Origin of the sequence: Methanomassiliicoccus sp., assembly GCA_033485155.1 — an archaeon.
Classification (GTDB): Archaea; Thermoplasmatota; Thermoplasmata; order Methanomassiliicoccales; family Methanomassiliicoccaceae; genus UBA6.
In genome coordinates this window covers 292,007-305,537 of sequence record JAWQJJ010000002.1, presented here as the reverse complement: position 1 = coordinate 305,537, position 13,531 = coordinate 292,007, and the positions used below count along the sequence as shown (strand labels likewise).

The following is a 13,531-nucleotide window of genomic DNA, read 5'->3' as shown; positions in this document are numbered from 1 at the left end:
GGTCATCCGGGCGAGGCTTCCATGACCTCGAACTCGTTCCCGTCCTCGTCGGTGAACCTTGCCACCAGGCGGCCGCTGGAATCGCGCATCGGCTTCAGCGGGAAGTCCACCGCCTCGTCCACCATGACCTTGTGAAAATCGTAGATCGAATCGGTGATGAAGGTTATGCCAGTGTTAATCCCTGGCTCCTCACCCCCCGATCGGGGGAGATGGAGCACGAGGTCGGGGCCGTCCCTCATGGACAGCCGGGCGAAGCCGTTCCGCTCGTCGGTGGCCACGAGGGTGAGGCCGAACACCGTGGTGTATACCTCCACCGCTCGGGGGAGATCGCTGACAGGCACCCAGACCTGTCCCACTCTAAGCAGCTTGCCGCGTTCGATCTCCGGGGTCTCCCCGCCCATAGGGTCTCCGAGGGGCATGCCCGCAAGAGGGGCGGGAGGGATTTATTATGGTTGCTGCCCAGTTGTGATGGCCCCAACGATTTATAGTGGGCTTCGCATGTGTGGGTGAGCATCAGTGACGGTTGATGGTTAGCGTAAAGGAGAAGTACATCCGCCCCAAGGCCTCCCGATGGGAGCTTGGCCTCAAGGAGATATGGGATTACCGGGAACTGCTCTATTTCCTCACCCTGAAGCAGATCAAGACCAAATACAAGCAGACGGCCATCGGCGTGCTGTGGGCGGTCTTGCAGCCCCTTCTCACCACGGTCATCTTCGCGGTCATCTTCTACAACGTCGCCGGACTAAAAACCGGCGGGGTGAAGCCGGTGCCCTTCCTCTATGCCGGCCTGATGCTGTGGACCTTCTTCTCCACCGCCCTCAACGGTGCATCGATGAGCTTGGTCACCAACTCGGCGATGGTCACCAAGGTATACTTCCCCCGCCTCCTGCTGCCCCTGAGCCTGGTCATCGCAGCCTTGCTGGACTATGGAATCGCATGGGGATTGTTCTTCGTCATCATCATCGCCACCGGAACGGGGTTGTCCCTCTACCTGCCATTGGTCATTCTCCCCCTGGTGCTGACCTTCCTGCTGGTGACCGGCCTATCGTTCTTCATGTCGGCCATGGCCGCCAAGTACCGCGATGTGCAATACATCGTGCCATTCTTCATCACCATCCTCCTGTACGCCACACCTGTGCTTTATCCAGCCTCCTGGGTGCAGGACCCGACCCTGAAGTGGTTCCTCACCCTGAACCCCCTGGCAGGAATAATGTCCGCCCAGCGTGCCTTCATCTTCGATTCCGCCCTCGACATCCAGCTGTTCCTGGTGTCCATCCCCCTGACCCTGGCGGTGTTCTTCTTCGGGCTGCTGTACTTCAAAGCCTACGAGCGGCGGTTGGCCGATGTCATCTGAGCCTGCGACCGGCCTTCCGTCGCGACCATACCGCTGGCAGAGTCCCGTGGGTGGTTACTATAGCCGAAACATTATTATTGGTTCAGTAATAAATACGCCTAGTCACGCGAGGCAAAGCAATGGGACAGGGATCTAAGCCGATGGTGGGAGTGTCTGAGGATCAAAGGCTTCATAGGTACTTTGTCCTCCTCGGGGTGCTTTCGTTCGTCATCATGACCGCGGCGGTGCTCGTGGTATACAATAACCCCATGAGCGGGTACGAGTATTCGGTCTATGAAAGCACGCCGTTGATCTTCTGGCTGGCGGTCATCTTCTGCCAGCTCACCGGCATCCTGCTGTTCTACACCTACTATGGGACAAAACACAAGCTGTGGGCGGTGGGGCTGTTCGAGATCATCCTCTCCAACTTCGTGCTTATCTCGCTGTATCTCATCAAGGGGTTCATCTACATCGAGAGGACCGATTCCCTCTCCTACGTCGGTTACGCCAAGGACATCTTCGCCAGCGGTTTCTTCAGCGCCTCCAACTTCTACCCTTACGCCTCGATCATCATGGCCATGACCGGTGACATCATCGGCCAGGGCATGATCCTGATGTCCCAGATCTTCCCGGCCATCTTCTTCACCGCCTACACCGTGGGCATCCTCTGCTGGTCCCGGACCATCATCCCCAAGCCCATGTATGTGACCTCGATGATGCTGGCGTCCATGCCCATCTTCTTCGCCTGGTTCATCCCCACCTTGTTCAATGAGACCCTGAGCGTGCTGCTACTCCCGCTCTTCTTCTTCGTGCTGTGGAAGTGCCAGAGCGGCGATTGGCGGTTCAAGGTGCCTCTCGTCCTGTTCGTCATATTCTTCACCATCGGGCATCCCCTGGTGGCGATGTTCGCCATCATCTTCCTGGCGATCGTGGCGGTCACCGAGAAGGTGACCGCGAAGAAGACCCGGTCCGTCTCCATCTACATGGCCTTGTTCGGCTTCGCTTTGCTGTTCGGATGGATCGTCTTCCATTCCACTCTGGTCGTCGACCTGCAGAACATCATCAAGGAGCTCATGGTTCTGGGAGAGGGCACCAGCACCTTCGCCAATGCCTCTGCCCAGGCGTCCGAGATCGGGCTCCTGTCCACGCTGCAATCGGTGCTCGTGTGCACCATCGACGACCTGATCTATGCGGTGATCGCCCTCGCCGCCGCGGTGTACGTGCTCAGGCGGGGCTGGAGGACGCACATCATGACCGTCCTGGTCGCGCTCTTCATCATCGGGGGCGTGTTCCTGGCCGGGATCGTGCTCTTCACCTACACCCACAACCCGTACCGGCTGATCAACCTGGATTTCATCATCATCTTCACCATCCCCCTGGTCGGGTTCGTTCTGTACACCCTGAGGTCGGGAGGCAGGAAGAACCTGCACCGCCTGGTCTCGCTGGTCATCGTCCTCTGCCTGGTGAGCACCGTGTACACGGTGTACCAGGACCCCAACAGCAGGTTCCCCAACGCCTCGGTGACCAAGGCGGAGACTGTAGGTTCCAACTGGCTGATCACCGATAAGAGCGATGACTTTACCCTCTTCACCGTCCAGACCTCACCTTGGAGGTATACCAACCTCCTCTACGGCGCGTCGTACACCAGGGGCGAAGGTTCAGCGATCCAGGACAACGATATCACTACGGGAGCCCACTTCAGCTCGTTCCTGAACTTCAATGATACAGCGACCACTGCTGCCTACCTGGTCATCACCACCTATGAGGAGATGGCCTACACCAAGGCCTGGGCGGCCACCGAAAAGCAGACGGCGAGCGACTTTCAGGGACTCGAGTACCAGAGGACGGTAGGTCATGTGTACGAAGGCGGCGACATGACGGTGTACATGCGGTCGCGGTGACCGTCGTGAGCTGCATCACGGCCTGGAGGCAGGCGCATGCCTGACCAGCATAAGGGCTCGGTGATTATGGTGGGCCCCCTCCCCCCGCCCAACGGCGGAGTGGCCAACTTCGTCCGCAACATGCGGGATTTCTTACCATACAACGGGTTCGAGGTCACGGTGTTCCGGACCGGAGGTTCGGGTTCGCGCTACCCCTTTCTCCAGCCGCTCCGCGACCTGAGGGCCGTGATCAGCTTTAACTTCACCTCCAAGCGCTACCGGGCGGACATCGTTCACGTCCACACCTCGTCCTATTACAGTTTCCTGCGCAACGTGCCGTACATCAACCGGGCGAAGCGCATAGCGCGGGCCGTGGTCGTCCACATCCACGGCGGGATGTTCAAGGAATTCTACGAACAGGCCTCCTCACCGACCAGATGGTTGGTGCGGAGGACGCTCGGGAAGGCCGACGCCGTGCTGGTCACGTCACCCTCGTGGGTGGACAGCATCGGCCCGATCGTCGGTAAAGGGCGGGAGGTCCTCTCCCTGCCTAACGGCTTCGATGCGAGGGCCTTCCGGCCCGGGGATCGGGACGAGGCCAGGAGGGCTCTCGGCATCCCGGTCGAAGGGCGGGTACTGGTGACGGTGGGATACCTGGAGCCGATCAAGGGACATGCCCATCTCATCGAGGCCATGGCCGAGGTCGGCGAGCAAGTGCCCGATGCCCGCCTTTTCATCCTCGGCGACGGTTCCCTGAGGCAAAAGCTCGCGGACCGGGTGGCAGAGCTTCATCTAACGGAAATGGTGCAATTCGTCCACCCGCCCATGCCCTCGTCCAGCATCGCCCAGTGGATGACCGCCGCAGATGTCTTCGTCCTTCCCAGCCTTGGAGAGGGCAATCCGACGGTGATGTTCGAGTGCCTGGGCTGCGGCCGTCCGTTCGTGGGGACGAGGGTGGGGGGCATTCCCGACATCATATCCTCAGAGAAGCTCGGCCTGCTGTGCCCTCCCGGGGACTCGGCCTCGCTGGCCAAGTGCATCGAGGATGCCCTGGACCGCCGGTGGGATGCCGATGAGATCGCGACCCAGGCGCAACGTTACGCCTGGCCCAACCTCGCTGACCAGCTATCGGCGGTCTACCTTCGCCTGCTGACCGAGCACCGGTGATCAGCGATTGGGGATGAAGCGGGAACGGGCGATGTAGGTGTCCACCGCGGTCAGGCCGTGGATATGGCTGAAGGTGTGGACCCTACTGGCCCCAGGGAACTCCTTAGGCTCCAAATATGCCGTCCTTGTCTCCCGATAGCTCTTCTCGTCCATCTCCTGGATGCGGTTGATATTGACCGCATAGCCGTAGCATCGGGAGCAGTCCTGCGAGGGACGGTACAACACACCATCCATTTCGAAGATTCGTCCGGCGGGCCGGGCCGTGCTGGCGTCGGAGATGATGGGATTCAGGGGATGGGGCTCCCAGCGATCCGCCAAGAGGTCCTCGGAGTAGAATAGGAAGAGTTCGTCGTTGATCGGTCCGCCCTCGTTCTCCCGGATGTTGGTGAACATCCACCACAAACCGTTCCGTCGCACCAATGTGGTGTCGACGGCCGAGACCCCGGTCATGATCTCCTTCACCGGCTTCCAGTTGTACGGGAACTCGGTCGCCTCATAAAGCTCGATGGTCCGGTTGTTGGAGGATTCCGGCACCATGTAATGAGTGCCCTTCCACTGGAAAACGAAGGGATAGGATAGATGGTAGGGGCGCTCCAGCACGGTCACCGGAGCCTGATGGCCCCCCTTGGCATCGACCTTGATGACCGATATGTGCGCGTGGTTGCGACTTCTGGGGAGTACCAGCTCCTCGACGAAGATGTAGAAGTCCTTGTCATCTTGGGCGACCATGGGATCCCCCCACCAGGTGTGAGGAGGGGGCACAAGATGCTTGAACCCGGAGTAGTTGGACGGTATCTTCCCGTCCATACTGTACATGACCCCCCAGCGCTCTTCGAACAGCGCCCGCTTGGTCAGGAAGGTGAGGTCCCGGGGTAAGCGTCGCAGGTAGAAGGACAGCATGTCCAGGTTGCCCGGGCCGGAGCGGTGCAGGGGCCCCCAATCGGTCACCGTCCCGTCGTTCTTGGCGGTAAGAGGCTCGTTGCCCCTCGCCGATTGCTCGTCCAGCAGGCGGGGGAGAAACGATATGCCCTTGATGTAGAGCTGGTCACGGTTCTTCTTCTCCGAACGAGTGATGGTGTGCGAGTGCGAAATGTAGATGATGGATGTGGTGCCCCCGCATATCCGGCGGACGTGAGCGGAGGTGATCGGCTCGTGATGGTAGATCTCCCAGAAGCCCGGGGAATGGCCATCGTAACTTTCCCCGTCGCCGGCGGAGAAAGACCAAACGCCCTGTCTCGCGCACCTCGACAGCTCGCCCAGGGGGGTGACCTTTCCTATGTCGATCAGGACGTCAAGGTCCTTTTCTTTTATTTTGCTCACCACTTCCTCAGAAATGGTCCGGTGGGGATCCGCGGTGCGCTTGAGATACACCCGTCCCGCCTTGTCCAGCTCCTTGGGCAGATCCTCCCGGGCCAGTGGGTCCAGGGCCTGGCGGTTCTTCCGACGGTCTAACCAGATGTAGGTGTCGTAAAGGAACGATTCCGTGGCCCGCGTGGGGTCGATCGGTTTTTCGGTCCCCCCGTCCACCACCACCAAGACGATCTCCGCTGACTCCAGCTTGGCCATCCTCTCGATCGACCGAGCGGCCCAGTATGGCACGCTCGCACCGTCCAACAACAAACCGACCCTAAGCTTGGAACTCATCCCATCCACCGGTGCCAAGTGTGGCCGATCGTGACCGACTTTACCTAGCACCAAGCCAGTATTGAATTCAATCGATATAATGTAATGCCGTGATATTCAAAAAGGGGAAGTTGGATATATATTACTCAAAATAATTCGGGCAGCAGCTACAAGGCAGGTTCCTCATGCTAGCATTTATGGTGAAGTTTTCACATCCCCGGTGGCGGTGGGCCATAGGACGGGGGAGCCGATGGAGGGGGAGCATCGAGTGATCAGGTCCTTTGATTCAATGAAAGAAAGGCACAGGCGACAGTGGCCGCTTTTCTTGCAGCCCCATCATCATACGGCCCTCGCTCCAAGGAGCGGGGCCTGAGGGCTGCATCCATCCGGAGGAAATGTGGGGAAGGAGCGCGTGAAGATGGGAGGCCGGAGCGTGGAGGGCGTGATCATCGAATGTGATGACATGACCTATGTGTCGGTAGGGCAGAGAGTCGGGAGAGTGGAGCTTTGAGCTTCGTTCCCTACAGCGTGGGATTGAGGTTCTACGACAGCATGCCCCCGAGGGCTCGTCGAATGGTCAGCACCATGATGCGTCCTTTGCCCCGAAGGACCTTACTGGGTAGCGGATTCTACAAGCGATTGGTCGATCTGCGCAGCTCCGAGCATTGGTCCGCCGAGGAGCTGGAACGCTACCAAATCAATCGGCTGCGCGCTATGCTGACCCATGCGGAAAAAAGTGTGCCGTATTACCACGATCAGTTCCATCGATCAGGGCTGGACCCGAGCTCCGCGGACCTAAGAACATTGGAGAAAATACCGATCCTGACCAAGGACATCGTCAGGAACGAATATTCTCGATTGGTGGCGGTCGACTTCTCCGAACAGGCGGGGGAAGCCAATACTACCGGTTCCACCGGCCGCCCCCTTCGGTTCCTCCTTGACCAGCAGACCCGCGAAATTGAGCAGGCCGCGGTATGGCGGCACTACCTGGCCAGCGGTGCCTCGGGCCTCAGCGCTCGCATCGCTTCCTTCCGCGGCGACTTCGTCTCTGAACGAGCCAGCGGATCTCTGTGGAGATGGGACGGCCGGGTAGGGGAGCTCACCTTCAACACCTATGCGCTGGAGCCGATCAATGTTCGGAGAATGGCTGATCGATTGAACCGCTTCCGCCCCGAAATCATCAGGGGGTACCCTCATTCGCTATATGTGCTGGCCAAGGGAATGGAAGCTTCCAGCATATCCTTGGACGTAGCCCCGAAGTTCGTGCACACCAGCTCCGAGCAGCTACCCCGGTTCATGCGGGAAACTATCGAGAACAGCCTCGGCTGTCCGATCTACGATTGGTACGGGCAGTCCGAGAACGTCATCTCAGCGGGAGAATGCGCCGAGGGCTCATATCACCAGACCATGGAGGCTGGGATAGTAAGGGTGGTGGAGGACGGATGGGGGATGGAGCGCGTGATAGGCACTAGCCTGTGGAATAAATCCATGCCCCTCATCAACTACGATGTGGGAGACCATGTGGCCATTGGGGACGGTTGCTCATGCGGATGTAGCCATCTGACCTTCAGGTCGATCGAAGGGAGGGTCAACGACATGATCATCACTACCGACGGCACGGCCCTTTCCGGAGTGGGCATCGACAACTACTACGAGAAAGAGATCATACCTCGGCTTTCAGGTGTGCCCGAATACCTGAAGCTGATTCAGGAGAAGGCGGGGGACTTTACGGTGGAGCTGTTCCGACGCGAGGGGATGACCGAAGGTGACTTGACCCTCGTGGAGGAGAGGTTCCGCAGCCTGCTGGGGTACGAGGCCGGGATCAGGATAAAGAGCCTCGACATCTTCCCGGAACAGAAGAAATGGAAGAACGTGGAGTCGAGGCTGGCCCCTGAAGATATGGTCCGATTGATTGCTCCGCGGACTGCATGAGATATTTATTTGTATCAATAAATACAATAAGGGACCATCCAACAACGGGGGACCACGGTGGACACGAGCTCATTCTCGCGGGAGGCCAGGGCGTTCGTCCTGGACGGAGACGTCAGCGGCCTGGGGGTGGCCAGGAGCCTGGGGAGAGTTGGGATTCCTCTCACAGTGGTCGATTACTCCCCTTCGGCTGGCTTATCCACACGCTACGGCCAGGGATTGCTCACCGCCAGCCCCCGGAGCGAACCGGCATCGGCGCGCGATGCGCTCATGGAGGAGGCGGCCAAGTTAGGCGAGAAGGGAGTTATCTTCCCCGCCTCCGATCACTGGGTGCAGTTCGTATCCCAGCATCGCACCGCCCTTTCCGCGGGATTCGAGATAATCCTTCCTGACGAGAGGGTCTGTCGAGGATTGACCGATAAAAGGTTCCAGCAGGACGAGGCTGAGCGTCTGGGCATACCCATCGCCAGGACCTTTTACCCCCGGACCCCTGGGGACGTCGAGGAACTGCGGGACCGGCTGCAGTATCCGGTGTTCGTTAAGCCTTACGCCGGCCACCTGTGGAGGGTCCACTTCCCCAACAAGGGCTTTCGGGCCGATGGTCCTGAACACCTCACTTCCATCTTCGATCGGGTCTTCCCTACCGGCCTGGAAGCGATGGTACAGGAGATCGTGGTCGGACCGAACACCAACCACTTCGAGGTGAGCGTCTACATCGACAAGAAAGGGCGGACCAGGGGCGTGTTCACCGCCCAGAAGATACGGCAGTACCCCATCGATTTCGGGATGGGGACGCTGGTGAGGAGCGTGCGCAACGAAGAGGTGGCCGCCCTGGGGGTCCGCTTGCTGGAAGGAATGGGGTACCGGGGGATTGCCGATATTGAGTTCAAGCTCGACGCGCGGGACGGGACCTACAAGATGCTGGACATCAACTGCCGGTTCTGGTATCAGACAGTCCAGGCCACCCAGGCGGGGATCAACTTTCCACTGATCCAGTACCTTGATCTTACCGGCCAGGAAATTCCCGAGACCCCGGAGCAGCGTGACGGAGTGGGCTGGCTCAACGGGCCGTCGGACCTACTGTCGGTCATCGGCCGCCGCGGCCAGCTGAACCCCTTAACCGATGTGCTCCAACCCTGGACGAAGGCCCGGTGCTACTCCTACTACGCCTGGGACGACCCTCGGCCAGCCATATCACGTACCTTCTCCCGAGCCACCTTCGCCAACCTCATCTTCCAGGCGGGAGGAAGGGAAGTTTAGGGAGACGTAATGACGTTTCCGTCGACCGCCGTGAGCCTCGAGGCTCGGGCTGCTTTCGACTCAGGCCGCTGAAACGGACCTCAGTCCAGGGGCGATCCTCAGGTGCGTGGAACGTTCACCGCGACCTCGTCCCCCTTGAAGCCCAGCCGAGTGCTGACCTTCTGCACAAGCGGGGAAGCGGACACCTTGCTGAGGACGGCGACCAGGCCTCGGGTCGCCCTGATCCCTATGAGCGGACTCTCCACCCCGCCCATTTCGTACTTGTAGCTCTCTCCTCCGATCCCCATGACGCACCTCTTCGCTCCCCTGTCCTGCAGCTGGTCCATGGCATGCATCATGACCAGCCAGCCGGGCGAGTAGCGCAGGAAATCGTTGCTCATGCCGGTCTTATCGCCGTAGCATGTCTCTCCATCCAGGATGTCAAAGTCTTGGGCAGCGATCCTGCCATCGATGAGGAGTTCGAAAACATGTCCGATACCGGCGCGGTACGAGCTGGCGGTGGAGAGCTTCAGATACCGGACGTTATCGGGATTCTGGAAGTAGCTCCCGCCCTTGGAGGCCCAGCGCTCGATGTGATGCTTCGCGTAGAGATCCACCGCCTGGTCGATGCCATCCGCCGGTAGTCGGCGGAATTCGATATGGTGGCCCTCCCTCTCCAGCAGATTGAGGCGGTATCTGATGTTCTTCTTCGTCTTGGTATCCAGCGTATCGAACAACCGGCCACCCTCTGTAAAATGGGCGGTCAGCATTCGACCGGGAGGGAAATCGTAACTCTGCCAGCTCGTCCTTACTTCCTCTATCAGTGTGGTGTTGGCCGGAGTGCTCACCAGGTTGATCATCGTGAAAAGGTTCCAATCTAGGCGTTTAATCTCCCGCATCATAAGGTCAAGGATGTCCTTGCGCTCCGGCATGAATAGCAGGGAGGTGGTGGATAGCCGCAATCGATCCCTCATCTCCCCGGCCAGGGCGAGCACTTTAACCGGCAGCTTCCCGATGCGATATTGATATGTGGTCAGTGGAGCCACTCCCACCAGGTCCCCACCGTCCTCGACGACTATCACCCGGGGCTCGGCGATGTGCCCGTATCCCTCGAACCATGCCCTCGTCAGATAGTTGGAAGCGAAGACCGTGCCCCCGCATTCCCGCCTCAATGATTCCCATCGCTCCTCGAAATCGGGCAGCTCCTCAGGAGAATCGATCAGTGTGACCTTCACCTATTTCCCCCCATCATTGGACTATGCTCTCCTGGTCGTGCTCCGGTCCGATCGATTGGGCGGCCGGCTTGACATCCCTCTTACCGGACATGATGCCAAGACGGTCCTTCACTCCTTGCATCCGAGGCTGCAGGACGAGGCGAACGGCAAGAGACACTATTCCTCGGGTCGCTCCAATCCCCACTAACGGCCTCTCCTCCCCGCCCATCTTGTACTTGTAGCTCTCTCCCCCCCACCCCAGCTCGAACTCCTCCACACCCTGGTCTCGCAAGGTCATGAGCAGACGGTGGCTGATGAGCCATCCCGGCGAGTATCGGCCGAACCGGTCGTCCATTCCGATCCGCTCGCCATAGGCTCTCTTCCCTTCTTGGAATCCGAACACCTGGGCCGCCACCTCTCCGTTGATACGCAGCTGGTAGGCGTAACCGTAGTGGCGGGCGCAGGCTTCTCGCGTGGCCAGCTTCATGAACTTGACGTTCTCCGGGTTCCGGAAGTAGCTCCCGCCCTTGGAGGCCCAGCGCTCGATGTGCTGTCTCGCGTAGAGATCCACCGCCTGGTCGATGCCGTCCGCTGTGATCTCCTCCAGCCTCACCTCCATCTTCTCCCGCTCCATGCGGTTGACTATCTTCCGATAGTTCCTCCTCGCATTGTAATCATACATCTCGCTCAGGTCCCCGGCAGCAGGGAGAGGTACCACCAGGTTGCTCTTCTCATCGCACTCGATGACGTTCCAGGTTGACCTCACCCTTTCGATGAAATGGCCTGTGGGCTCCGATCTCTCCATATTGATCGCCCACAGGACGCTCCAGTCAAGCTTCTTGATCTCGCCCAGGAGGGTTTCGAGCACATCGAAACGATCCGGACGATAGAGTATCGAGTTGGTTGAGAGCCTGAGCCTGTCGCGCATGTCCCCGGCGAGAGAGAGGACCTTTATAGGGAGGCCTTTTACGCGATATCGATAGGTACACAGGGGTGCCAGACCCACGATTTCTCCATTCTCCTCGATAATTATGACTCGGGGAGCGGCAGAGCCTGAGAACGCTTCAAACCATGCCCGAGTCAGGAAGAATGAGGAATAGACCGTACCCCCACACTCGCGCCGGAGATCCTCCCAACCCCCCTCATGCTCCGATAACCCATCGAGGGAATTGATTACTTTCGCCTGCAGCTAAGCACCGTAGAATATAGCGATGCTTCCAATATATCTTAGTTGTGTTTTATTTAAATATTTCACATATATTATGGCGCAGCAATCATTCTGAGAGTTTGCAATGACGGTACGCCGGAACATCGCAATTCTCGGATCGCTTTGAAATCCGGGGGCCTGTTCCGCCTGATGGCTCGTGAACGCTTAGCATCTGTTCACCCATGCCTCCAGGGCAGACAACAGCGGTCGGGGCGAATACCTGACTGCCTCAATGTGACCATTCGACGAAATGAGATAAAATACCCAGTCCGGATAAGGCCGTTCGACCTGCGGCGCCCTATGATGGCGGATGAAAGTTAAATATGGATTTGGACCTAGATGGTCCCAGAAGGCTTGTTCGACGAGGCTAGGAAGAACTCAATCAGACCGGAGATTCTATTAAGAACCTGTTCATATTTATCAGACAATTAAAGTGGGTGAAGCATGGGGTACAAGGATCTTGCCAAGGATGCGGTGATCATCGGGATCACGCAAGTCATGGTGAACCTAGGCAATTTCCTCCTGCTGCCATTCATCACCAACGGCCTATCGACCAACGACTATGGGCTGTGGACCCAGGTGCTGGTCATAATCTCCCTGCTATCCTCGGTAGCGATGCTGGGCCAGGTCATGACCATCCTGCGGTTCATGAGGGCGAAAGATGATAAAAGGAGCATCAGCACCGAATATTTCACTGTTGTCGGCATGGTCACGCTAGGCAGTGCGTGCCTATCTCTACCGCTGTGCATCCTGTCTGTCCCCCTGGCCAATATCCTGCTAGACAACGGAAGCTATGCTGCCTTGCTTGCAATGGCCGCGATGATCATTCCCTTAGAAGCGTTGGTCGGTATGAACTACGCTTACTTCCGAGCGATGGGGAAGATTAGGACCTTTGCAGCACTGAGCATCTTCCATGCTTTTGGTGAGATCAGCCTTATCCTTGTGTTCGTCCTCGGCGGGCTAGGGGTGTTCGGGGCAGTGCTGGGTTCGCTCGTCATCGGCATTCTCGCCTTCTCCATCGGCTTCGCCCTGGTCGTCCACCAGGTCGGCATAACTCGCCCCAGCTGGAAGATGGCTAGGCGCAACATGAAATTCGGGTTGCCCCTCGCTCCTAACAACATCATCCGATGGGTCATACAATCCAGTGACAGGATCCTCGTCAACCTCATCCTGGGGTTGACCATGGCCGGCATATATTCAGCGGCCTACAACATCGGCGGAGTAATGTTCCTGATAGTCGCCCCCATCCAGATGATCCTCTACCCCACGCTGGCGAAGCTCTACGATGAGGGCAACATCGATGAGGTCAAGGAATACATGAGACGATCCTTCCGTTACTACATGATGCTGGCGATGCCCGCTGTAGTCGGCTTATCCATACTGGCCTCCCCTATCATGATCGCTATGACCAATCCGAATTACGCTATCGGTGCCATAGTTATCCCGCTCGTCGCCATCGCTGGATTAGCCAACGGGATGTTTAAGTTCGTGGAGAACGTCACCCACCTGGTCAAGAAGACCCATCTCAATCTCATCACCTTTGGCTTTCCAGCGCTCACCGATGTCGTCCTTGTCCTCGTACTAACTCCTCACATGGGAATAGCAGGGGCCGCCCTGGCTACTACCATCTCTTACATCGAGATGCTCATCATCGGTGTGCTCATCTCCCGTAAGTTCCTGAGGTTCTCCGTGGAGTGGAACTTCGTGCTCAAGAGCGCCGCGGCCTCACTGGCGATGATCGCCCTCATACTATTGATTAACCCCAGTAACATAATGGGGATTGCCCTGGCCATTGCGGTGAGCATTCCGGCCTACTTCGCCATGCTGTACGTCCTCAGGGGATTCACTCGAGTCGAGGTGGACATTGTCAAGGAATACATCCACCGGGCCCTCGCCTGGAAGAAAGAGAAGAGGCTGGAGCACTAAGAGCAGATATCTC

The 13,531-nt window shown here is 58.4% G+C and carries 10 protein-coding genes; 6 read left to right on the top strand and 4 right to left on the bottom strand.

Annotated elements, in window-relative coordinates; translation table 11 throughout:
• Window positions 1–2: 2 nt before the first annotated feature.
• Window positions 3–419 carry a VOC family protein gene (locus tag SA339_04480; GenBank protein ID MDW5562463.1) on the bottom strand — a complete coding sequence of 139 codons (417 nt, stop codon included), beginning with the start codon at window positions 417–419 and terminating at the stop codon, window positions 3–5.
• Between the two features lie 107 nt (window positions 420–526).
• Here SA339_04480 and SA339_04475 point away from each other — a divergent pair, with 107 nt between their 5' ends.
• The 3 genes from SA339_04475 to SA339_04465 all read left to right on the top strand — a co-directional run bounded on the left by SA339_04475 (window position 527) and on the right by SA339_04465 (window position 4,380).
• Window positions 527–1,354, top strand: a complete 828-nt coding sequence (locus SA339_04475) for an ABC transporter permease (protein ID MDW5562462.1) — start codon at window positions 527–529, stop codon at window positions 1,352–1,354.
• 119 nt (window positions 1,355–1,473) lie between these two features.
• Window positions 1,474–3,234, top strand: a complete 1,761-nt coding sequence (locus SA339_04470; protein ID MDW5562461.1) for a hypothetical protein — start codon at window positions 1,474–1,476, stop codon at window positions 3,232–3,234.
• A 36-nt stretch (window positions 3,235–3,270) separates the two neighbouring features.
• A complete protein-coding gene (locus tag SA339_04465) occupies window positions 3,271–4,380 on the top strand; it encodes a glycosyltransferase family 4 protein (protein ID MDW5562460.1) in 1,110 nt (369 codons plus the stop codon).
• Here the strand turns inward: SA339_04465 and SA339_04460 are convergent, their stop codons facing one another.
• Complete coding sequence (locus tag SA339_04460) at window positions 4,381–6,075, bottom strand: hypothetical protein (GenBank protein ID MDW5562459.1); 1,695 nt, start codon at window positions 6,073–6,075, stop codon at window positions 4,381–4,383. It lies immediately after the preceding gene.
• Between the two features lie 435 nt (window positions 6,076–6,510).
• Here SA339_04460 and SA339_04455 point away from each other — a divergent pair, with 435 nt between their 5' ends.
• Complete coding sequence (locus SA339_04455) at window positions 6,511–7,935, top strand: hypothetical protein (protein MDW5562458.1); 1,425 nt, start codon at window positions 6,511–6,513, stop codon at window positions 7,933–7,935.
• 57 nt (window positions 7,936–7,992) lie between these two features.
• A complete protein-coding gene (locus tag SA339_04450; GenBank protein MDW5562457.1) occupies window positions 7,993–9,192 on the top strand; it encodes a hypothetical protein in 1,200 nt (399 codons plus the stop codon).
• A gap of 98 nt (window positions 9,193–9,290) precedes the next feature.
• On the opposite strand, the gene SA339_04445 is transcribed toward SA339_04450, so the two are convergent.
• Window positions 9,291–10,406 (bottom strand): GNAT family N-acetyltransferase, encoded by a 1,116-nt coding sequence (locus tag SA339_04445; protein MDW5562456.1) that lies wholly within the window; start codon window positions 10,404–10,406, stop codon window positions 9,291–9,293.
• A 13-nt stretch (window positions 10,407–10,419) separates the two neighbouring features.
• Window positions 10,420–11,313, bottom strand: a complete 894-nt coding sequence (locus tag SA339_04440) for a GNAT family N-acetyltransferase (protein ID MDW5562455.1) — start codon at window positions 11,311–11,313, stop codon at window positions 10,420–10,422.
• Between the two features lie 723 nt (window positions 11,314–12,036).
• Here SA339_04440 and SA339_04435 point away from each other — a divergent pair.
• Window positions 12,037–13,518 (top strand): oligosaccharide flippase family protein, encoded by a 1,482-nt coding sequence (locus tag SA339_04435; protein MDW5562454.1) that lies wholly within the window; start codon window positions 12,037–12,039, stop codon window positions 13,516–13,518.
• The last annotated feature ends 13 nt before the right edge of the window (window positions 13,519–13,531 follow it).

Excerpts from the sequence above, each read along its gene's own strand:
- SA339_04470 (MDW5562461.1), top strand. The coding sequence starts at position 1,474 with ATGGGACAGGGATCTAAGCCGATGGTGGGAGTGTCTGAGGATCAAAGG.
- SA339_04475 (MDW5562462.1), top strand. The coding sequence starts at position 527 with ATGGTTAGCGTAAAGGAGAAGTACATCCGCCCCAAGGCCTCCCGATGG.
- SA339_04440 (MDW5562455.1), bottom strand. The coding sequence starts at position 11,313 with ATGCGCGACAGGCTCAGGCTCTCAACCAACTCGATACTCTATCGTCCG.
- SA339_04480 (MDW5562463.1), bottom strand. The coding sequence starts at position 419 with ATGCCCCTCGGAGACCCTATGGGCGGGGAGACCCCGGAGATCGAACGC.
- SA339_04435 (MDW5562454.1), top strand. The coding sequence starts at position 12,037 with ATGGGGTACAAGGATCTTGCCAAGGATGCGGTGATCATCGGGATCACG.
- SA339_04465 (MDW5562460.1), top strand. The coding sequence starts at position 3,271 with ATGCCTGACCAGCATAAGGGCTCGGTGATTATGGTGGGCCCCCTCCCC.